We start from the raw sequence: 20,548 nt of genomic DNA on the forward strand, positions 1-20,548 counted from the left end.
TCTTATTCCGGGCTCCAGGCCTCGTAATCGCGACGTTCGGCCGGTTGCGCGCGCCGGATCGACCCTGCCGGCGCATAGGCCAGCGGTGTGCCCGTCAGGTTTTCCTGATGCGGTTTTTCCCATGGCTTGTGCTGCAGGGGGCGTTCACTGGGCGCCTCGTCGAAGGTGTGGTGCAGCCAGCCGTGCCAATCGGGGCTGATGCGGCTCGCCTCGACCTCGCCGTTGAAGATCACCCAGCGGCGCTTGCCGTCGCGCGAGCGGTAAAAGATGTTGCCCTGCTCGTCTTCGCCGACTTTCACACCCTTGCGCCACGTGTAGAGTTGCGTGCCAAGGGTTTGGCCGTTCCACCAAGTGAAGATGCGCTTGATAAAGGTGGTGATGCCCATGGGTGCCTCCGAAAATATCGCCCCTGATATGGCGCATTCGGGCTGCAACGTCCAGTGCGAAACCGGGGTTGCGCGCCCTGGCCGACAAGGCTTTTCCCCTGCGCCGCCCCAATTACGCCTGATCCAAATGTCACGCAGGGCGCGCTGCATCCGATTGTGTGGCGTTGATGATGCGAAAGGACGCGTAATGAGTTTCAGGTTGGCAATCGCCGTGGTCGGCGCAACGGGTGCTGGACTTTGCGGGATCGCCGCGAAAAGCGGCGCACTTCAGGACTTCGGGGTCGACAAGGCATGGTTCGAACCGTCGAAGGCACAAAGCCTGATGGCCGGATTCGGTGGCGGAACGTCCGGCTTGCCCGCGTCGGTCACCGGCAGCAAGGGCGCCAAATTCGTGCCGGTCCCGACCCGGGAAAGCGAAGAACCTGCCACCACCCGACGGGATGCCTACAAATCCCAGCGCGACATGGCTCTGCAAGCGGCGGGCATCCACACCGGCCCCGACCCCCGCGTGGGTCACAGCCTCGATGCCCTGAAGATGCGGCAAAAGGACGAGAGGGGCCAACTCGGCATCGAAGACATCGGGATGGACGCCATGATCAAGGATATCGAGGACAAGATACGCACCAACGATTTCTGATCCCCCATCACGGATACGAAAAAGGGGCCTGACGGCCCCTCTTGTTTGGCGATGGCGGCGGTCTTACCCCGCGTTCGCGCCTTCCTTTTTCTTGTCCGAGTAGATCAGCAAGGGCTTGGCGTCCGAGGTCACCGCCTCTTCGTTCACCACGACTTCCTGCACATCCGAAAGGCTGGGAAGCTCGAACATCGTGTCCAGAAGGATGTCTTCCAGGATCGACCGCAGGCCCCGCGCCCCTGTCTTGCGCTGGATCGCGCGCTTGGCGATCGCGGTCAGCGCGTCGTCGGTAAAGGTAAGCTGCACGTCTTCCAGCTCGAACAGGCGCTGGTACTGCTTGACCAGTGCGTTCTTGGGCTCGGTCAGGATGGTGACAAGCGCATCCTCATCCAGGTCTTCCAGGGTCGCGATCACCGGCAGACGGCCGACGAATTCGGGGATCAGACCGAATTTCAGCAGGTCTTCGGGTTCGAGCTCGGCAAAAAGCTCCCCAACCCGGCGCGCATCGGGGTCTTTCACATCGGCGCCAAAGCCCATGGCGCTGCCCTTGCCGCGCTGCGCGATGATCCGGTCAAGGCCCGCGAAGGCACCGCCACAGATGAACAGGATGTTCGTCGTGTCGACCTGCAGGAATTCCTGTTGCGGATGCTTGCGGCCACCTTGCGGCGGAACGCTGGCAACCGTGCCTTCCATCAGCTTCAGCAGCGCCTGCTGCACACCCTCGCCCGAAACGTCACGGGTGATCGACGGGTTTTCCGACTTGCGCGTGATCTTGTCGACCTCGTCGATATAGACGATGCCGCGCTGCGCGCGTTCCACGTTGTATTCGGACGCCTGCAGCAGCTTGAGGATGATGTTTTCGACATCCTCGCCGACATAGCCCGCTTCGGTCAGCGTGGTGGCATCGGCCATGGTGAACGGCACATCGAGGATGCGCGCCAGCGTCTGCGCCAGCAGCGTCTTGCCGCAACCGGTCGGACCGATCAGCAGGATGTTGGATTTCGCCAGCTCGATATCGCTGGATTTCGCGGCGTGGTTCAAACGCTTGTAGTGGTTGTGAACCGCGACGGACAGAACGCGCTTGGCCATCGCCTGGCCGATCACGTAATCGTCCAGCACGTCGCAGATGTCCTTGGGCGTCGGCACGCCGTCCGTGGATTTCAGCCCCGCGCTCTTGGTTTCCTCGCGGATGATGTCCATGCAGAGTTCGACGCATTCGTCGCAGATGAACACCGTAGGGCCTGCGATCAGCTTGCGCACTTCATGCTGGCTCTTGCCGCAAAAGCTGCAATAGAGGGTGTTCTTGCTGTCGCCGCCGGAATTCGTCGCCATGTCGTACCTTTCGGGCCTCGTCGTGCAGTGAGCCGGCCAAAGCCGGTGTCTTGCGCTGGGACAAGCCTAGAACAGCCGCCCAGCGCCGACAATGCGAAATTTATACCGCACCGGCGGGGTGCGGCACCTGTGTTACTTGTCGTCTTCGCCGGTGTTGCGGCTTGCGACGATCTCGTCGATCAGGCCCCATGCCTTGGCGTCTTCGGGGCTCATGAAATTGTCGCGCTCCAGCGCGGCCTCGACCGTTTCCAGATCCTGACCGGTGTGTTTCACGTAGATCTCGTTCAGCCGGCGCTTCAGCTTCAGCGTTTCCTCGGCGTGGATCATGATGTCGGTCGCCTGGCCCTGGTAGCCGCCCGAGGGCTGGTGCACCATGATCCGGCTGTTGGGCAGGCTGAACCGCATGCCCTTTTCGCCCGCCGTCAGCAGCAGCGACCCCATCGACGCCGCCTGCCCGATCACCAGCGTGCTGACCTTGGGCTTGATGTACTGCATCGTGTCATAGATCGACAGCCCCGAGGTCACCACGCCGCCCGGGCTGTTGATGTACATCGAGATTTCCTTGGACGGGTTTTCCGCCTCAAGGTGCAGCAACTGCGCCACGATCAGCGACGACATGCCGTCATGAACCGGGCCGTTCACGAAAATGATGCGTTCCTTCAGGAGGCGCGAAAAGATGTCATAGGCGCGCTCGCCCCGGCTCGTCTGCTCGACCACCATGGGCACCAGAGTGTTCATGTAAATGTCTAGAGGATCTTTCATTTCCGCCCGCCTGCTTAAGGTTTGTCGCTGATGATTAGCTTTCACTTCCTAACGGAGTCTTAGTGTTGCGCCCAAGGGGCTGCAAGGGGGCGCGGACCAGATTGCATCCGCGCTTGTCGCCCGGCCGGCACGTCCTAGCTGTCCGCTTCCGTAACGTTGCAACAGGGCGGACAGATGGATTTTCCCGCGACACGCACAGCCGCGCTTGAAAAACTCAACGCTTTCGTTCCGCGCGCCGGGGCCGATTATGCCCGGCTGCGCAACTATGACCACGGGGCGGGCAAACACGAAAACGTGTCTACGCTGTCACCCTACATCCGCCATCGCCTGCTGACCGAACCCGAGGTTCTGGCAGCGGTGCTGGGCCGCCATTCCCCCCGTGCGGCCGACAAGTTCGTGGCCGAGGTGTTCTGGCGCACCTATTGGAAGGGCTGGCTGGAAATGCGCCCGTCCGTCTGGCTGGATTACCGCGCGGGTGTCCTGCGCGCCTGGGACCGCGTGCAATCGGAAACCGGCTTGCGCCGCACCTGGGAACAGGCCTGCCTGGGTCAGACGGGCATTGACGCCTTCGATGCCTGGGCACGCGAACTGGCGCAAACCGGCTATCTGCACAACCACGCGCGCATGTGGTTCGCGTCGATCTGGGTTTTCACCCTGCGCCTGCCATGGCAACTGGGCGCCGATTTCTTCCTGCGCCACCTACTGGACGGCGATCCGGCGTCGAACACGCTGTCCTGGCGCTGGGTCGAGGGCTTGCAGACCAGGGGCAAGACATACCTCGCGCGGCAGTCGAACATCGCCAAATTCACCGGGCAGCGGTTCCGCCCACAGGGCCTTGCACCGGATGCCCCTGCGCTTGACGGCCCGCCCAACCCGCCGCCCCTGCCCGCGCCGACGGGCGATACGCCCGACATGGCGCGCCCGAGCGCGCTGATCCTGCACGAGGACGATCTGAGCCCCGGTTTCCTGTTCGATCGCGGCCTGCGCCCCGTCGCAACGGCGCTGGTGCGCGCCACGGCGCAGCGCAGCCCGCTGGCAGTGTCCGAAAATGTCCATGCTTTCGCCGCGCAGGCGCTGCAGGACGTGCAGGCGCGATGGGGTGAAAGACTGGGCGCGGTGAGCGTGATCGAGGACGCCACCGACCTGCGCGCCTGGGTCGAAGAGGCGGGCACGGAACAGGTCGTGACGCCCTATGCCCCTGTCGGCCCGGTTTCGGAAATGCTGGGTGCCGTTCAGGCAGACCGCCCCCTTTTGCGCTGTCTGCGCGATTTCGACGCCAGGGCATGGCCCCACGCCACGCATGGATTTTTCCGGTTCAAGGAACACATCCCCGATCTGCTGGCCGCCTTGAACCTCCCCGCGCGCTAGGGCGTCAGCCGCGCAGGGCGGCGATCAACTCGTCCTTTGTCAGGTCGCTGCGGCCGTCGACATCCAGCTCCTGCGCGCGCCGATAGAGCGCGTCTTTCGTCCACTCTTCGTAAGGCGCGGCCTTGCCGCCCTTTCTTGACGGGTGCTGATCCCTGGATGCCTGCGCATTCGCGATACGCGCGGATTTTTCCTTGGAATAGCCCTTGTCGCGCAATGCCTCGTAGGTGTCTTCGTCCTTGATGCTGGGATTTGGCATGGCTCTCGCTCCTTTCCGGTTTCGGTGCGATCACTTCATGACACTAGTCCGAAGGCTACAGCCGTCCATGCGCGTGGCCCCGACCCTGCCAAGAGTCATTGCACGCCGGGTGATGCGGCTCTATATGCGCGCACATGCTTGACGCCGCTTCAAACCGCCCCGACCTGCCGCCCGAAATCGCGCGGCGCCGCACCTTTGCGATCATCTCGCACCCGGATGCGGGCAAGACGACCTTGACGGAAAAGTTCCTGCTTTACGGTGGCGCGATCCAGATGGCCGGACAGGTCCGCGCCAAGGGCGAGGCGCGACGCACGCGCTCGGACTTCATGAAGATGGAACAGGACCGCGGGATTTCGGTCTCCGCCTCGGCAATGTCGTTCGATTTCAAGACGTTCCGATTCAATCTTGTGGACACGCCCGGCCACTCGGATTTCAGCGAAGACACCTATCGCACCCTTACGGCGGTGGACGCGGCGATCATGGTGATCGACGGCGCCAAGGGCGTGGAAAGCCAGACGCAGAAACTGTTCGAGGTCTGCCGCCTGCGCGACCTGCCGATCCTGACCTTCTGCAACAAGATGGACCGCGAAAGCCGCGACACGTTCGAAATCATCGACGAAATCCAGGAAATGCTGGCCATCGACGTGACCCCGGCAAGCTGGCCCATCGGCATGGGGCGCGATTTCCTGGGCTGCTACGACATGCTGCATGACCGGCTGGAACTGATGGACCGCGCCGACCGCAACAAGGTGGCGGAATCCATCCAGATCGACGGGTTGGACGATCCCACGCTGGCCGAACACGTCCCCGCGCACCTGTTGGAAAAGCTGCGCGAAGAGGTCGAAATGGCGCGCGAATTGCTGCCCGCGCTCGATCCGCAATCGGTGCTCGAAGGGCACATGACGCCGATCTGGTTCGGCTCGGCCATCAACTCGTTCGGGGTCAAGGAACTGATGGACGGGATTGCCGAATACGGCCCCGAGCCGCAGCCGCAATCGGCAGAACCGCGCCAGATTTCCCCTGATGAAACAAAGGTTTCGGGCTTTGTCTTCAAGGTGCAGGCCAACATGGACCCCAAGCACCGCGACCGCGTGGCCTTTGTCCGGCTGGCCTCGGGGCATTTCAAGCGCGGAATGAAACTGACCCATGTGCGCAGCAAGAAACCGATGACCGTGTCGAACCCGGTGATGTTCCTGGCCTCCGACCGCGAACTGGCCGAGGAAGGCTGGGCCGGCGACATCATCGGCATTCCGAACCACGGTCAGCTTCGCATCGGCGACACCCTGACCGAGGGCGAGGCCCTTCGCGTCACCGGCATCCCGTCCTTCGCGCCGGAACTGCTGCAAACCTGCCGCGCGGGCGATCCGATGAAGGCCAAGCATCTTGAAAAGGCGCTCATGCAATTCGCCGAGGAAGGCGCCGCCAAGGTGTTCAAGCCCTCGTTCGGTTCGGGCTTTATCGTGGGGGTCGTCGGCGCGCTGCAATTCGAGGTTCTGGCCAGCCGGATCGAGCTGGAATACGGCCTGCCCGTCCGGTTCGAATCCTCGCAATTCACCAGTGCACGCTGGGTCACCGGCCCCAGGGACGCGGTCGACAAGTTCACCGCCGCCAACAAGCAGCACATCGCCCACGATCATGACGGCGACATCGTGTACCTGACCCGCCTGCAATGGGATATCGACCGGATCGAACGCGATTACCCGGACGTGAAACTGTCGGCGACCAAGGAAATGATGGTCTAGGGCCATGCCCCTGCAGAACCGCGTCCTGCCCACAGGCGAGATCGTCGCAAACCCGGCGCGCGGGTTTTTCATGGGCAATCGCGGCATCCTGCATGACGACGACCGCCAACTCGGGACAGCGCGCTGGCGGCACCAGAATTGGGTGTGCTGCGTGCTGGATTTCAAGGGACGGCGCCGGCCGGTGATGAAGCCGGGCGCATATACCGAACTTTTCTTTCTGGACGAGGCGGTCGCCCTTGCTGCCGGCCATCGTCCATGCGCCGAGTGCCGCCGCGCGGTTTACCTGCGATTCCGCGCGGTTTGGGAAGCGGTGCACGGCCCCGTCGCCAACGCCGCGGCGATCGACCGCCATCTGCACCGCCACCGCGTGACCCGCACGAGAAACCAAATCCGCCAAACCGCCCCCGCCGGCAGCTTGCCGCCCGGCACGTTCATGATGCTGGATGACGTGCCGCATCTTGTCACGCCCGATGCGGTCCGCCCCTATGCCCCCTCGGGCTATGGCAGCCCGCGGCAAACACCGCGGGGCATGGTCGAGGTTCTGACACCCAAGCCGATCGTGGCGGTCCTCGGTGCGGGCTTTCGCCCGATCCTGCATCACAGTGCCGGCTGACCGCTTCAAAGGCGAAACGGGGGCTTTTTCCGTTCGTCCCCATGGGTTTGACCGGTTGCGCGGCGGCGGCGCGCGCGCCATTCTGCCAGGACGCAGTCAAAGGATGCCCGAATGACCATGCTTTCCCGCGATCTTGTGGCCAAGGCCCTGTCCGTGGATGCCGACAGCCTTCCGCCAGGAGACCTACCGCTGGACCGCCTGGCGCAAAGGTTGCTAGGCTATCTGCGCGACACCGCAGACGACGACCCATCGGAAGAGGCGCTGCGCGACCACCCGGATGCATGGACCTATGCGCTGAGCGATGCACTGTGCGAAACACACCCCGACATCGCTTTCGAACTTGTCCGCGACCTGATCCGCATATGCGCCACGCCCGACGATATCGCGCTGGTCGCGGCCGGCCCGCTCGAGGATCTGATCGTGCAGCACGGCCCCGACCTGATCGCCGCGATCGAACAGGAGGCCGCAGGGTCCGCCCGCTTTCGATTTGCCCTGTCCGGCGTCTGGCAGCGCGATGCCAACCCGTTTGTCTGGGCCCGGATCGAGGCCGCGCGCGCCGACGGGCCGGATCTCGATGCGGGCGACCCTCTTCCACCGGCCTGACAGGCCATCTTGCGCAATCCAAGGGCACAGGCCATCTTCGCGCCATGAGCGACCCCGAACCAACCTATCCCGGAGGCTTTCCGGCGATCCTCGAACAGATGGAGGGCCGTCGCGATCCGCTGGTCTATGGCCCGGACGAAGCGCTTCCACCCCTGGACGTGGATTTCGCGCCGCTGAAAACCACCCGCGTCGATGCGCGCGCGCCCGAAGTGGCAGGGTCACGCACAACATATGCCCGCAAATTCCGGGACTTGTCGAAAGAATTTGACTCTCTACCTGAACTATTGCGCCTGCATGGATTGCTGATTGCCAACCTGCGCCGCCGCGGCCAGCCCCCCCATTGCGCGGCCCTGTTCCAACGGCTCTGGGCGGAAGAGGCCGATTTCCTTCTGGCGCGGCTCGATGCCCGCTGGCTTGTCTCGGCCATCACGACATTCGGCGATCACGGCATGACCGATGCGCAACGGCGCGTCGGCCAATCGCTGACCGTCCTTTTCGGCATGATGAAGCTGTATGAAACGGAGCGCCTCTATTCCGGGTCGAAACCCGACCAGCCCCACGCGATCCGAAAAAAGTCGCACAAGCGCCTGCCGCTCGAGATGGACCCGTATTCCATCGCCGGCGGCGGGCTGGACGTGAACCTGCTGGGCCGACTTTGGCAGGATGCCTCCGAAGATCCGGTGATCGCCCCGCTGGCGCATGACCTGCTGAACAAGCTGATCAACGATCCGGCCGGAATATTCCGCCGCCTGCGCATCATGCGGGCACGGCGCGCAAAGCAACTGGCCGCGGATGGCGTGCACAAGCGTAAACCCGGCATGATGGCGGACGCGGTCGACGCCCCCGTGCCTGCAAGCGCGGTCAAAACCGACGCGGCGTCGATCCGGTGGGGCACGGTCACCCTGACAAATGCGCCCCTGCCGCGTATCGCACGGTTTGCCGCCCATCATCTCGACCTCGGCGCCGCGCGGGTCACGCTGTTCCTCGATACGCCGGATGCCGAAACCGCCGCCTTCCTGTCGCGCAACCCCGCCGTTCAGGTGATCGCATGTGATGACGCCTGGTGGTCGGCGCAGAAAAAACCGCGCATGAAAGCCCACCAGATGCGGCAGGCCTGGGTGGCGACCCAGTGTTACAACGATACGGACCTAGACTGGCTGGCGCATATCGACATCGACGAGTTCATGCTGCCGCAATCCGCCCTGCCCGATATTCTGGCTGGCGCGCCTGCCGATCAGGCCGCACTGTTGATGCCACCGGTCGAATTGCTGGCCGGAAGCGCCCCGGAGATGTTCAAGACAACCCCGCGTATGGCCGGTCAGGACAAATCGGTGCTCGGCACCCTTTACCCAACGTTCGGCCCACATCTGCGCGGCGGTTTCGTCAGCCATCTCGAAGGCAAGCTGATCACGCGCACCGGTATTCCGGGCCTGCGCATCGGTCTTCATGCACTCAGCCATGACGGTGCGCCGGTGGCCAACCGCCTGCGCGACGACCGGCTGCTCTTGGGTCATGCCCATGCGCCGGACTGGAAAAGTTTTCGCGCGCACCTCGAATTTCGGATGACGCGCGGATCGTATCGCAAGGCCGACAAAGAGGCATTCAGACTGCGCGACGTGCTGGATTTCCTGCTTGAAACCGAAGGAGAGCCTGGATTGCGCGCCTTTTTCGACGAGGTCTGCACCGCCAGCCCCGAATTGGTGGGCAAACTGCGCGACCATGGGATGCTGATCGAACAGCCGCTGAACCTCGATGCCGCCGTGACACGCCAATTCGGCGCTGTGCCGGAGGGCGCATGATGGACACGGCGAAATGGGGGATCGTGTCGACCATCAAGGCGCCGGCGCGCGACGTGCTGAACTTTGCCGCGCATCATCTGGACATCGGTGCGCATCGGCTGTTCTTCTACCTAGATGACGACAATCGCGCCGCGTTCGAGGCGCTAAAGGGGCACCCGAAATGCCGACCTATCCTGACGGATGACGCCTATTGGCGGAAACTGGGGATGAAGCGCCGGGTGAAACACCAATCCCGGCAATTCGAAAATGCCCGCCATGCCTATGCCCGTGCGACGGGGCAAGTTGACTGGCTCGCCCATATCGACGTCGACGAATTCCTGTGGCCCGCGCGCCCGCTTGCCAGCCAACTTGCCGCCCTGCCCGACACCTGCATGGGCGCACGGGTGCGCCCCGCCGAAGCGCTGGCAGGCCCCGGCCCCGTCACCCATTTCAAGGCCTGCAACCCCGACCGCGCGACCCGAGACCGCCAGACCGCCGAGATCTGGCCAGATTACGGCGCGCATCTGAATGGCGGTTTCCTCAGCCATGTGGCCGGGAAAATGATCTATCGCACCGGGGTGGAGGGCCTGAAGGTCCAGATTCACAACATCTGGGTCGGTGACGACATGAACCCCGGCGAGGTGACGCTGGCCGACACCGCCCTGTTGCACATGCATGCCGAAAGTTGGGAGTCATTTCGCCGGGCGCTGGATTACAGGCTGGAGAAAGGCTCCTACCGCGCCGAGCTGAAACCCGGCCAGAAAGGCGCGCTGACCATGCACGAGTTTTTCAAGGCGCTGATGGCCGAGGGCGGAGAGGACGAGATCCGGCGCTTTTACGACCAGGTCTGCACCGCCGCGCCCGAAACCCTGGAGAAGTTGCAGACTCATGGCTTGCTGCACAGCCATGAGTTGAAGCTTGAAGAGAAACGCAAGCAGCATTTCCCGGATTTTTGACGCCAGATAGGAAACAATCCGCCACCGCAAGGCGGATTTCCGGTCTATGGCGCCCGCTCTGCGCGTTTCACCATGCCCTTGCATTGACCCTCACAGCCCTTTGCGCTAAGTGCGCGCAACGGGATCATTACGCGAATAGCCGCGGGGCCATACGGGCCTGACCCGAACCAGACGCTGCGGGCCAAGACGTGTCCGTAAACAACGGATACACATGACGAAGTTTTCCGACCTCAATCTCGACCCGAAAGTTCTCAAAGCCATCGAAGATGCGGGCTATGAAACGCCCACGCCCATTCAGGAAGGCGCCATTCCGCCAGCCCTGCAGGGCCGCGACGTTCTGGGTATCGCCCAGACCGGCACAGGCAAGACCGCAAGCTTCACGCTGCCGATGATCACGCTGCTGGCCAAGGGCCGCGCACGGGCACGGATGCCGCGCAGCCTGGTGCTGTGCCCCACACGCGAACTGGCCGCGCAGGTGGCCGAGAATTTCGACACCTACACCAAGTACATGAAGCTTACCAAGGCGCTGCTGATCGGCGGCGTCAGCTTCAAGGAGCAGGAACAGCTGATCGACCGCGGTGTCGACGTGCTGATCGCGACGCCCGGCCGGCTGCTCGATCATTTCGAACGCGGCAAGCTGTTGCTGACCGGCGTTCAGATCATGGTGGTGGACGAAGCCGACCGTATGCTCGACATGGGGTTCATCCCCGATATCGAACGCATTTTCAGCCTGACGCCGTTCACGCGCCAGACGCTTTTCTTCAGCGCCACGATGGCGCCCGAAATCGAGCGGATCACCAACACCTTCCTGTCGGCGCCCGAACGTATCGAAGTCGCCCGCCAGGCCACCACCAGCGAGAACATCAAGCAGGGCGTGGTGATGTTCAAAGGCTCGCGCCGCGACCGCGAAGGCACCGAAAAACGCAATCTGCTGCGCGCGCTGATCGATGCCGAAGGCGAAAAGTGCAAGAACGCGATCATTTTCTGCAACCGCAAGACGGATGTCGATATCGTCGCCAAATCGCTCAAGAAATACGGCTATGACGCGGCCCCGATCCATGGCGACCTGGATCAGAGCCAGCGGATGCGCACATTGGACGGGTTCCGCGATGGCAGCCTGCGCTTCCTCGTGGCCTCGGACGTGGCGGCACGCGGACTCGACATTCCTGATGTGAGCCATGTGTTCAACTTCGACGTTCCCGGCCATGCCGAGGATTACGTGCACCGCATCGGCCGCACCGGCCGCGCCGGCAAGAAGGGCACGACCCTGATGATCTGCACGCCGCGCGACGAAAAGGCCTTCGACGCGATCGAACGGTTGGTGCAGCAGGAAATCCCGCGGATCGACAACCCGCTTGGAGACAAGCCCGCCGCCAAGGCGGACGACGATGAAAAAGGCAAGGACGAAGGCAAGCCGCGCAGCGCGCGCAGCCGGTCGAAGAAACCCGACCGCGACCAGCCCGAAGCCAAGGCTGAAAAGCCCGCCGAAAAGGAACAGCAGGCACAGCCCGCACCGCAAAAGCCCGAGCGCAAGGACGACAAGCCGAAATCCGACCGCAGCCGCGGCGGGCGCGGGCGCGACGACAAGGTCGTCGGCATGGGCGACCACCTGCCCAGCTTCATCGCGCTGAGCTTCGACGAACGTCGCACCGGCTGATACGGCCAAGGCAGACATGAAAAAGGCGGCCGATCTGGCCGCCTTTTGTGTTCAGGGGGCGAACCGATGGCCGCGTTCAGGCCTCGAGCCGGCTGATGATGACCGTCACCTCGGCCTTCTTGCCGATCTCGTCGAGACAGGTCTTGCGCACGATGCGCTTGATCCCCTCTTCCAGCTTGTCGTCATCGCCGCGCGTCTTGTCACCCGCGCGCCCGACAAACTGATCGAGGTCGGATTCCAGCACGTCCACAAGAGGTGCGTTCGAGCGGCCGATTTCGGGCAAACCTTTCAGTTCGCACCAGGGTTCGCCCAGCGGTTCGTCGTTTTCGTCCAGAACGACCGACACGACCACATGGCCGTTCAGCGCCATGCGGATACGGTCGCGGACGATGCCGTCCAGTGCGCCGATCTGAACCGAGCCGTCCAGATAAGTCCGGCCCGTTTCGACGTAACCCGCGATTTGCGGCGCATTGCCCGACAGCGACACCATCGTGCCGTTGACAGCCACGATGGACTGCGCGCCGTTCGTTTGCGCAAGCCGCGCATGTTCCCGAAGATGCCGGTGTTCACCATGCATGGGCACGACGATCTGGGGCTTCATCAGCTTGTGCATCGTTGTAAGGTCGGGGCGGTTGGCGTGGCCTGAAACGTGATAGCGCCCGCCCTGGTCGTCGATCACATCGACACCCATTTCCGAAAACTGGTTGATGATGCGGATCACGCCGCGTTCGTTGCCCGGGATCGTCTTGGACGAGAACAGGAACAGGTCGCCCTCTTTCAAACGCATCCCGTTATACTTGCCTTGCGCAAGCTGCGCGCTTGCGGCGCGGCGTTCGCCCTGGCTGCCGGTGACCAGCAGCATGACGTTTTCGCGCGGGATCTGCGCCGCCTCTTCCGGGCTGACGACCGTTGGGAAATCGGCCAGCACGCCGGTGGTGACAGAGGCCTCGATCATGCGGCGCATGGCGCGTCCCATCAGGCAGATCGACCGCCCGGCCCGATGCCCGGCATCGGCCAGCGTTTTCAGCCGCGCCACGTTGCTTGCAAAGGTGGTGGCAACCACCATCCCCTGCGCCTCGGAAATCAGCGCCTCGAGGTTGTCGGCGATATCGGATTCCGACCGCCCCGGATCGGGCGAGAACACGTTGGTGGAATCGCAGATCAACGCCTTGACCCCAGGCTTGGCCACCTCGGCCCAGGCATCCGGGTTCCATGGCTCGCCCACGATCGGGGTCGGGTCGAGCTTGAAGTCCCCGGTATGCACCACCCGGCCATCCGGCGTGTCGATCACCAGCGCACTGGTTTCGGGGATCGAGTGCGATACCGGCAGAAAGCCGACCGTGAACGGCCCGGCATTGACGGTTTCCGGCCATGCGGACACGGTTTTGACGGTCTTGTCTGACAACCCGTACTCGGCCAGCTTTCCGCGTGCGATATGCGCGGTAAAGGCGCGCGCATAGACCGGCGCGCCCAGCCGTTCGAAAAGATGCCCGACCGCACCGACGTGATCTTCGTGCGCGTGGGTGATGAAAATCGCCTCGATCCGGTCGCGCCGCTCTTCGAGCCACTGAATATCGGGCAGGATCAGGTCAACGCCGGGCGTGCTGTCCATATCGGGAAAGGTGACGCCAAGATCGACGACGATCAGCCGTTCCTGATCTTCGGCGCCATAGCCGTAAACGTAACAATTCATCCCCACTTCCCCGGCGCCGCCAAGGGGAAGGTAAATCAGTTTCTTGCTGCTCATATGCTGCCGTTTTCCTTGTTGTAGGCATGGATCACGGTCAATCCGTGCATGGTCAGATCGTCTTCGATCGAGTCGAACAGGTCTTCGGCCTGCGCGAAGAGCGGCGCAAGTCCGCCCGTGCCGATCACCTTCATCGGGCGGCCGTATTCGGCCTTGATCCGCGCGGTGATCCCTTCGATCAGGCCGGTATAGCCCCAAAAGACGCCGGATTGAATACACGCGACCGTGTTTGTGCCGATCACGCGCTCGGGCTGGGTGATGTCGACATGCGGCAGCGCCGCCGCGCCCATGTGCAGCGCCTCGAGGCTGAGGTTCACGCCAGGCGCGATCACCCCCCCGACATAGGCGCCATCCTCGGCCACGACGTCGAAATTGGTGGCCGTTCCGAAATCCACCACGACGACGTCACCGCCGTGCCGGTCGAACGCGGCCACCGCGTTGGCAAGGCGATCCGGCCCGACCTGCGTGCCCGGATCGACGCGCGGCGTTTGTGGCAGCAGGCATTCGGGTTTGCCCACCACCAGCGGTCGCACACCAAAGAACCGGTCGGCAAAGACGCGCAGGTTCCACACGACGCGCGGCACGGTCGAGGCGATCACCACGTCTGTTATGTTCGGCTCGATCCCGTAGTGATTGATGAGCGTCGTGAACCAGGTGAAATAGGCATCCGCCGTGCGCGCGTGATGCGTCGAGGTGCGCAAGGTGCACAGAAAGGACTTGCCGTCCCATATCGAAAAGACGGTGTTGGTATTACCGCAATCAATTGCCAGAAGCATCCGCGCCCCCATCAAAGAATATGTCCGCCGCAGGTATCGCGACCCTGCCCGTTTCCGCCGCCAGAACCAGGTTGCCCCGTTCATCGACCGTTTCGAACCGGCCTGTCAGGGTCTGACGCTGGGTCCGGGCAGTGATCTCCTGCCCCAATCGCGCCGCGCGCGCAAGCCACGCCTCGCGGATCGGCGCAAAGCCGTAGGTGTCAAAGCGGTGTTTCCAGGCGGCAAACGCCTCGGCCAGAACGTCAAGGAACTCTTCGGGTGTCACCCGTGCTCCGGTTTCGGCCAGCAGCGACACGGGGCGCAGCGCGCCAGGTTCGATCCCGGCCGCGCCCGGCGCGTCCTGCAGGTTGACGCCGATCCCGATGGCCAGATACGTGACGCCCCCCGCGCTGCCGGTGCTTTCCAGCAGAATGCCCGCCAGCTTTCCGCCGTTCAGCAACACGTCGTTCGGCCATTTCAAGGCAAAGACTTCGGGCCGGCCCGTCACCGCGACACATGCATCGAATAGTGAAAGCGCCGCCACGAACGACAAAAGCGCGACCTGATCGGGCGGCCCGTCCGGGCGCAGAACCAGAGTGCCCGCAAAGTTTCCCTGCGGGTCCGTCCAGGCCCGGCCGCGCCGTCCGCGCCCTTGCGTCTGTCGCAAGGCGAGTATCCATTCCGGGCCCTGCAGCGTCGGGGCCAGGCGGGCCGCTTCGGCATTGGTGCTGTCCACTTCGGCCAGCACGCGCCGGCCGTATCCTGTGGGCCAGCTCATGGCCGCAGCGCGCAAATGCGAACGGCGCCCGATGGGCGCCGCTGCGTGGGATATAAGGCCCACTTAGTTGACAAGCGTCGCCGCCGCGGCGGCCGCCGCGCCTTCGATGCCGAACAGGTTCACGATGCCCAACACCATGATCGCGGCCGACCCCATCAGGCAGACCCACAGAACGGGCGCGCGCCCGGTTTCCAGGGTCTCGCCCTCTTCGCCGAAATACATGTAATAAACGATGCGCAGATAGTAGAACGCACCGATTGCCGAGGCCACGGCAGACGCCACGACCAGCCACACCATGTCGGCATCCAGTGCTGCGCGCCACACACCCAGCTTGGCGAAAAAGCCCAGCATCGGCGGAACGCCCGCAAGGCTGAACAACAGGACCAGCATCGCCAGCGCGCGGCCGGGTTCACGCTTGGCATACATGTTAAGCGCCGAAATCTCGGTCACCGGCTGCCCGTCCTTCTCCATCGACAGGATAAAGGCGAAGGTGCCGATATTCATCGTGACGTAGATCGCCATGTAGATCAGCATCGCCTCGACACCCATCGCGGTGCCGGCGGCAAGACCGATCAGCGCATAGCCCATATGCGCGATGGACGAGAACGCCATCAGCCGCTTGATGTTGGTTTGGCCGATCGCCGCAATAGCACCGAGGAACATCGACAACACAGCCAGCATCGACACGATCTGCCCCCAGTCACCGGAGACACCGCCGAAGGCGTCATGCATCACACGGGCGAACAGGCCCATCGCCGCCACCTTGGGGGCGGTAGCGAAAAACGCCGTGACCGGTGTGGGCGAGCCTTCGTAGACATCCGGCGTCCACATGTGGAACGGCACTGCCGACACCTTGAACGCCAGGCCCGCGATCATGAACACCAGGCCGAACAGCAGGCCAAGCGGCGTCTGCCCCTCGCCCGCGGCGTCGATGATGCCCGAGAACAGCGTCGTGCCCGCAAAGCCGTAGATCAGCGAGGCGCCATAAAGCAGAAGGCCCGAACTGAGCGCGCCGAGGATAAAATACTTCAGGCCCGCTTCGGTCGATTTCATGCTGTCCCGCCGCAGCGAGGCCACCACGTAAAGCGCCAGCGACTGCAGTTCGAGCCCCATATAGAGCGCGATCAGATCGCCCGCGCTGACCATCATCATCATGCCGACCGATGCCAGCGCCACCAGAACCGGGTATTCGAACCGCAGCATCCCGCGCCGCGACATGTAATCCTGGCTCATCACCAGGACCACCGCCGCGCTCAGCAGGATGGTGACCTTGGCAAAGCGCGAGAACGCGTCGTCGTGGAACATCCCGTCAAAGGCCACGTTCGTGCCACCGCCGACAAAGGCGATCCACAGGGCCACCAGCGTCAGCAGCCCAGCGGTCAGCCAGGTCAGCAGCCCGGCCACACGGTCCTTTGCCGTGTAGACCGCCCCGACCAGTGCGCCCATCGCGTAGACCGAGATGACGATTTCCGGCAGGATAATGTTCAGATCAGCCTGGATCATGTCGTCTGTCCTTTATTCGGCTTGGGCGACCTGGGTGGCGGATGCGCCATCGGCCAGGGCCATGTCATAGTTCTGGATCAGCGCCTCGACCGAGGGGCCGATGATGTCGGTCACCACGCTAGGATAGACCCCCAGCCACAGCGTCATCACCACGAGCGGGGCAAAGATCGCCTTTTCCCGGCGGGTCATGTCGCTGATCGTTCTCAGGCTTTCCTTGATCAGGTCGCCAAAGACGACCCGGCGGTACAGCCACAAAGCATAGGCCGCCGACAGGATCACGCCCGAGGTGGCGACCGCGGCCACCCAGGTGTTGACCTGGAAGATGCCCATCAGCGTCAGGAATTCGCCGATGAACCCGCTGGTGCCCGGCAGGCCCACATTCGCCATGGTGAAGAACATGAAGATCAGCGCATAGGCCGGCATCCGGTTCACCAGGCCGCCATAGGCGTCGATCTCGCGCGTGTGCATCCGGTCATAGATGACGCCCACGCACAGGAACAACGCCCCCGAGATGAAGCCGTGGCTGAGCATCTGGAAGATCGCACCGTCGATACCCTGCTGGTTGGCGGCGAAGATGCCCATCGTCACGTAACCCATATGGGCGACCGACGAGTAGGCGATCAGCTTTTTCATGTCCTCCTGCACCAGCGCGACAAGGCTGGTATAGACGATGGCGATCGCGCTCATCCACAGGACCAGCGGCGTCAGCACCTCTGCGCCCACGGGGAACATCGGCAGGCTGAACCGCAGGAAGCCGTATCCGCCCATCTTCAGCAGGATCGCCGCCAGAACGACCGACCCCGCCGTGGGCGCCTGGACGTGCGCGTCCGGCAGCCAGGTATGCACCGGCCACATCGGCATCTTGACCGCGAAGCTGGCGAAGAAGGCCAGGAACAGCAGCGTCTGCATACCGCCCACGATCTGGATACCCAGCACGCTGAAGCTTTCCGAGCCGAAGCTGTGGCGCATCAGGGTCGGGATATCGGTGGTGCCGGCATCCGAATACATCGCCACCATCGCCACCAGCATCAGCACCGAGCCGAGGAAGGTATAGAGGAAGAACTTGAAGCTGGCATAGATGCGGTTCTTGCCGCCCCAGATGCCGATGATCAGGAACATCGGGATCAGACCGGCCTCGAAGAACAGGTAGAACAGCACCAGATCCAGCGCCATGAATACGCCCAGCATCAGCGTTTCCAGCAACAGGAAGGCGATCATGTATTCCTTGACGCGGGTCGAAACTTCCCAGCTGGCCGCAATGACGAGCGGCATCATGAAGGTGGTCAGCATGACGAACAGCACGCTGATACCGTCCACGCCCATCTTGTAGGTCAGGCCCATCAGCCATTCCCGCTCTTCCACGAACTGGAAGCCGGTGTCCGCCGAGTCGAACTGCGCCAGGATGAACAGCGACACCAGGAAGGTGACGGAGGTCGCGATCAGCGCCAGCCACTTGGCGTTACGCTGTGCCGCGGGATCGTCGCCCCGAAGGAAGATCGCCAGGATCGCCGCAGCGATTGCCGGGATGAAGGTAACGATGGAAAGAAGGTTATCCATTACTGCGCCCCCCCGGTGAGCGACATCCAGGTCACCAGCACCGCGATGCCGATCACCATCCAGAATGCATAGGTAAAGATGTAGCCGGACTGCGCCCGCCCTGCGAGGCGGGTGAAGAACGGAATGACACCCATCGACACGCCGTTGATCGTGCCGTCGATCACGTCACCATCGCCGCGCTTCCACAGCAGCGTGCCCAGTTTCTTGGCCGGCTGCACGAACAGGAAGTCGTAGATCTCGTCGAAATACCACTTGTTCAGCAGGAACAGGTACAGCGGGCGCTGGGTTTCGGCCAGGCGGCGCGGCATCTCGGGATTGACGATGTAGAACCAATAGGCCGTCAGCAGGCCCAGGATCATCGCTATGAAGGGGCTGACCTTGACCCATTTCGGCACCTTGTGGGCGTCGTCCAGCACGGTGTTGCCCTCGGCCACGTGAATGGCGCCTTCGCCCGGCGCACCGGTCAGCACATAGTGATGCTCGCCCTCGGCCTTGGTTTCGGCCTTGGCCTCGCCATGTGCGGCGGCCTCTTCGCCGTGGCCGGCCTCTTCGCCATGGGCCGCGTCGCCATGGGCGCCGGCCTCGGCATAGGGCACGCCGAAGAACTTGCCGACGCTGTCGGTGTGACCGAAGAAGCTGTTGTACCAGACCATCCCGGAAAAGATCGCACCGATCGCCAGGACGCCAAGCGGCACCAGCATGACGGTGGGGCTTTCATGGGCGTGCTCGTGCGTGTGCTTGTCGCCGCGCTGCTCGCCCCAGAAGGTCATGAACATCAGCCGCCAGCTGTAAAAGCTGGTGAAAAGCGCCGCAATGACCAGCATCCAGAACGCATAGCCGCCATTGGTGCCGGCATAGGCGCTTTCGATCACGGCGTCCTTGGACAGGAACCCGGCAAAGCCGATGGTGGTCAGCGGGATGCCGACACCGGTGATGGCCAGCGTGCCGATCAGCATCGCCCAGAATGTCACCGGGAACTTCTTGCGCAGGCCGCCATAGTTCCGCATGTCCTGTTCATGATGCATCCCGTGGATGACCGAGCCGGCCCCGAGGAACAGCATTGCCTTGAAGAACGCGTGCGTCAGCAGGTGGAACATCGCGACCGAATAGACACCCACGCCCGCCGCCACGAACATGTAACCCAGTTGGCTACAGGTCGAATAGGCGATCACGCGCTTGATGTCGTTCTGCACGAGTCCCACGGTCGCCGCGAAAAAGGCCGTGGTCGCGCCAAGGTAGACGATGAACGTCTTTGCCTCGGGCGCATATTCGAAGACGGGCGACATCCGGCAGACCAGGAACACACCCGCCGTCACCATGGTGGCGGCGTGGATCAGCGCCGACACGGGCGTCGGGCCTTCCATCGCGTCCGGCAGCCATGTGTGCAGGATCAGCTGCGCCGATTTCCCCATCGCGCCGATGAACAGCAGCACCGCGATCAGGTTGGCGGCGTTCCATTCCGTCCACAGGAACGACAGCTGCGTTTCCGCCAATTGCGGCGCGGCGGCAAAGACGTCGTCCATGTTGATCGAGTCGACCAGGAAGAACAGCGCGAAAATCCCCAGGGCAAAGCCGAAATCGCCCACCCGGTTGACCACGAAGGCCTTGATCGCCGCCGCGTTGGCCGACGGTTTCTTGTAGTAGAAACCGATCAGCAGATAGGACGCGACACCCACGCCTTCCCAGCCAAAGAACATCTGCACCAGGTTGTCCGCCGTCACCAGCATCAGCATCGCGAAGGTAAAGAAGGACAGGTAGGCAAAGAACCGCGCCTTGTAATTCTCGTCCTCTTTCCAGGCATGGTCATGCGCCATGTAACCGAAGGAATAAAGATGCACGAGCGCCGACACGCTGGTCACCACGATCAGCATGATGGCGGTCAGCCGGTCCAGGCGGATCGACCACGCGGTATCCAGTGTGCCCGACTGGATGAAATTCAGGATATGGATGTGCTGCGTGACGCTGGCATCGAGCGTCAGGAACACGATCCACGACAGGATGCACGAGACGAACAGCAGCCCGGTGGTGACCCATTGGGCCGCAGTCTCGCCGATCAGGCGCCAGCCGAAGCCTGCGATCAGGGCCCCGATCAGGGGGGCGAATAGGATGATCTGTGCCATG

General features: G+C 63.1%; 18 protein-coding genes. 8 read left to right on the forward strand and 10 right to left on the reverse strand.

The annotated features are described in order from the left end of the window. Positions 1-2: 2 nt before the first annotated feature. Positions 3-386: an NADH:ubiquinone oxidoreductase subunit NDUFA12 gene (locus tag BLT50_RS03620; RefSeq protein WP_090026522.1), complete on the reverse strand. Its 384-nt coding sequence runs from the start codon at positions 384-386 to the stop codon at positions 3-5. A gap of 187 nt (positions 387-573) precedes the next feature. On the opposite strand from BLT50_RS03620, the gene BLT50_RS03625 reads away from it, so the two are divergent. Beyond that, positions 574-1,023, forward strand: coding sequence for a hypothetical protein (locus BLT50_RS03625; protein ID WP_090026524.1), 450 nt, complete (start codon positions 574-576; stop codon positions 1,021-1,023). A gap of 63 nt (positions 1,024-1,086) precedes the next feature. Here BLT50_RS03625 and clpX read toward each other — a convergent pair whose 3' ends face one another. Both clpX and BLT50_RS03635 read right to left on the reverse strand, forming a co-directional pair. After that, a complete protein-coding gene (gene clpX, locus BLT50_RS03630) occupies positions 1,087-2,352 on the reverse strand; it encodes an ATP-dependent Clp protease ATP-binding subunit ClpX (RefSeq protein ID WP_090026526.1) in 1,266 nt (421 codons plus the stop codon). A gap of 132 nt (positions 2,353-2,484) precedes the next feature. Next, positions 2,485-3,114 carry an ATP-dependent Clp protease proteolytic subunit gene (locus tag BLT50_RS03635; RefSeq protein ID WP_090026528.1) on the reverse strand — a complete coding sequence of 210 codons (630 nt, stop codon included), beginning with the start codon at positions 3,112-3,114 and terminating at the stop codon, positions 2,485-2,487. Between the two features lie 174 nt (positions 3,115-3,288). Here BLT50_RS03635 and BLT50_RS03640 point away from each other — a divergent pair, with 174 nt between their 5' ends. Further along, a complete protein-coding gene (locus BLT50_RS03640; RefSeq protein WP_090026530.1) occupies positions 3,289-4,482 on the forward strand; it encodes an FAD-binding domain-containing protein in 1,194 nt (397 codons plus the stop codon). A 4-nt stretch (positions 4,483-4,486) separates the two neighbouring features. On the opposite strand, the gene BLT50_RS03645 is transcribed toward BLT50_RS03640, so the two are convergent. After that, the gene (locus BLT50_RS03645) at positions 4,487-4,738 is read right to left on the reverse strand and encodes a DUF7218 family protein (protein WP_090026532.1); all 252 of its coding nucleotides are present in this window, start codon (positions 4,736-4,738) and stop codon (positions 4,487-4,489) included. 134 nt (positions 4,739-4,872) lie between these two features. Between BLT50_RS03645 and BLT50_RS03650 the strand changes: the two genes are divergently transcribed. From BLT50_RS03650 to BLT50_RS03675, 6 genes are all read left to right on the forward strand, one after another. After that, positions 4,873-6,480, forward strand: a complete 1,608-nt coding sequence (locus BLT50_RS03650; RefSeq protein ID WP_090026534.1) for a peptide chain release factor 3 — start codon at positions 4,873-4,875, stop codon at positions 6,478-6,480. 4 nt (positions 6,481-6,484) lie between these two features. Beyond that, on the forward strand, positions 6,485-7,093 hold the full coding sequence (locus BLT50_RS03655) for a hypothetical protein (protein WP_090026536.1): 609 nt from the start codon (positions 6,485-6,487) through the stop codon (positions 7,091-7,093). A 111-nt stretch (positions 7,094-7,204) separates the two neighbouring features. Beyond that, the gene (locus BLT50_RS03660; protein WP_090026537.1) at positions 7,205-7,696 is read left to right on the forward strand and encodes a DUF6869 domain-containing protein; all 492 of its coding nucleotides are present in this window, start codon (positions 7,205-7,207) and stop codon (positions 7,694-7,696) included. 44 nt (positions 7,697-7,740) lie between these two features. Beyond that, a complete protein-coding gene (locus tag BLT50_RS03665; RefSeq protein ID WP_090026540.1) occupies positions 7,741-9,495 on the forward strand; it encodes a glycosyltransferase family 2 protein in 1,755 nt (584 codons plus the stop codon). Beyond that, positions 9,492-10,430 (forward strand): glycosyltransferase family 2 protein, encoded by a 939-nt coding sequence (locus BLT50_RS03670; RefSeq protein ID WP_342706690.1) that lies wholly within the window; start codon positions 9,492-9,494, stop codon positions 10,428-10,430. Before BLT50_RS03665 ends, BLT50_RS03670 begins: the two co-directional genes overlap by 4 nt. A 211-nt stretch (positions 10,431-10,641) precedes the next feature. After that, positions 10,642-12,087, forward strand: a complete 1,446-nt coding sequence (locus BLT50_RS03675) for a DEAD/DEAH box helicase (RefSeq protein ID WP_090026542.1) — start codon at positions 10,642-10,644, stop codon at positions 12,085-12,087. Positions 12,088-12,163: 76 nt separating this feature from the next. Here BLT50_RS03675 and BLT50_RS03680 read toward each other — a convergent pair whose 3' ends face one another. From BLT50_RS03680 to nuoL, 6 genes are all read right to left on the reverse strand, one after another. Then, positions 12,164-13,834, reverse strand: coding sequence for a ribonuclease J (locus BLT50_RS03680; protein WP_090026544.1), 1,671 nt, complete (start codon positions 13,832-13,834; stop codon positions 12,164-12,166). After that, positions 13,831-14,610 carry a type III pantothenate kinase gene (locus tag BLT50_RS03685; protein ID WP_090027070.1) on the reverse strand — a complete coding sequence of 260 codons (780 nt, stop codon included), beginning with the start codon at positions 14,608-14,610 and terminating at the stop codon, positions 13,831-13,833. Before BLT50_RS03685 ends, BLT50_RS03680 begins: the two co-directional genes overlap by 4 nt. Then, entirely contained in the window at positions 14,594-15,367 is a 774-nt protein-coding gene (locus BLT50_RS03690) for a biotin--[acetyl-CoA-carboxylase] ligase (RefSeq protein ID WP_090026546.1), read from the reverse strand. The genes BLT50_RS03685 and BLT50_RS03690 overlap by 17 nt, the downstream gene beginning before the upstream one ends. 63 nt (positions 15,368-15,430) lie before the next feature. Beyond that, complete coding sequence (nuoN, locus tag BLT50_RS03695) at positions 15,431-16,870, reverse strand: NADH-quinone oxidoreductase subunit NuoN (RefSeq protein ID WP_090026548.1); 1,440 nt, start codon at positions 16,868-16,870, stop codon at positions 15,431-15,433. Positions 16,871-16,882: 12 nt separating this feature from the next. Then, the gene (locus BLT50_RS03700) at positions 16,883-18,427 is read right to left on the reverse strand and encodes an NADH-quinone oxidoreductase subunit M (protein ID WP_090026550.1); all 1,545 of its coding nucleotides are present in this window, start codon (positions 18,425-18,427) and stop codon (positions 16,883-16,885) included. Continuing rightward, the gene (gene nuoL, locus BLT50_RS03705) at positions 18,427-20,547 is read right to left on the reverse strand and encodes an NADH-quinone oxidoreductase subunit L (protein ID WP_090026552.1); all 2,121 of its coding nucleotides are present in this window, start codon (positions 20,545-20,547) and stop codon (positions 18,427-18,429) included. The genes BLT50_RS03700 and nuoL overlap by 1 nt, the downstream gene beginning before the upstream one ends. Position 20,548: the final 1 nt, after the last annotated feature.

The sequence above is a fragment of the Lutimaribacter saemankumensis genome, from assembly GCF_900100005.1.
GTDB classification, from domain to species: Bacteria; Pseudomonadota; Alphaproteobacteria; order Rhodobacterales; family Rhodobacteraceae; genus Lutimaribacter; species Lutimaribacter saemankumensis.

Coding starts and splice junctions, on each gene's coding strand:
- BLT50_RS03635 (WP_090026528.1), bottom strand. CDS start 3,114: ATGAAAGATCCTCTAGACATTTACATGAACACTCTGGTGCCCATGGTG.
- clpX (WP_090026526.1), bottom strand. CDS start 2,352: ATGGCGACGAATTCCGGCGGCGACAGCAAGAACACCCTCTATTGCAGC.
- BLT50_RS03665 (WP_090026540.1), top strand. CDS start 7,741: ATGAGCGACCCCGAACCAACCTATCCCGGAGGCTTTCCGGCGATCCTC.
- BLT50_RS03670 (WP_342706690.1), top strand. CDS start 9,492: ATGATGGACACGGCGAAATGGGGGATCGTGTCGACCATCAAGGCGCCG.
- BLT50_RS03685 (WP_090027070.1), bottom strand. CDS start 14,610: ATGCTTCTGGCAATTGATTGCGGTAATACCAACACCGTCTTTTCGATA.
- BLT50_RS03620 (WP_090026522.1), bottom strand. CDS start 386: ATGGGCATCACCACCTTTATCAAGCGCATCTTCACTTGGTGGAACGGC.
- BLT50_RS03675 (WP_090026542.1), top strand. CDS start 10,642: ATGACGAAGTTTTCCGACCTCAATCTCGACCCGAAAGTTCTCAAAGCC.
- BLT50_RS03640 (WP_090026530.1), top strand. CDS start 3,289: ATGGATTTTCCCGCGACACGCACAGCCGCGCTTGAAAAACTCAACGCT.
- BLT50_RS03645 (WP_090026532.1), bottom strand. CDS start 4,738: ATGCCAAATCCCAGCATCAAGGACGAAGACACCTACGAGGCATTGCGC.
- nuoN (WP_090026548.1), bottom strand. CDS start 16,870: ATGATCCAGGCTGATCTGAACATTATCCTGCCGGAAATCGTCATCTCG.
- BLT50_RS03655 (WP_090026536.1), top strand. CDS start 6,485: ATGCCCCTGCAGAACCGCGTCCTGCCCACAGGCGAGATCGTCGCAAAC.
- BLT50_RS03680 (WP_090026544.1), bottom strand. CDS start 13,834: ATGAGCAGCAAGAAACTGATTTACCTTCCCCTTGGCGGCGCCGGGGAA.
- BLT50_RS03660 (WP_090026537.1), top strand. CDS start 7,205: ATGACCATGCTTTCCCGCGATCTTGTGGCCAAGGCCCTGTCCGTGGAT.
- BLT50_RS03700 (WP_090026550.1), bottom strand. CDS start 18,427: ATGGATAACCTTCTTTCCATCGTTACCTTCATCCCGGCAATCGCTGCG.
- nuoL (WP_090026552.1), bottom strand. CDS start 20,547: ATGGCACAGATCATCCTATTCGCCCCCCTGATCGGGGCCCTGATCGCA.
- BLT50_RS03625 (WP_090026524.1), top strand. CDS start 574: ATGAGTTTCAGGTTGGCAATCGCCGTGGTCGGCGCAACGGGTGCTGGA.
- BLT50_RS03650 (WP_090026534.1), top strand. CDS start 4,873: ATGCTTGACGCCGCTTCAAACCGCCCCGACCTGCCGCCCGAAATCGCG.
- BLT50_RS03690 (WP_090026546.1), bottom strand. CDS start 15,367: ATGAGCTGGCCCACAGGATACGGCCGGCGCGTGCTGGCCGAAGTGGAC.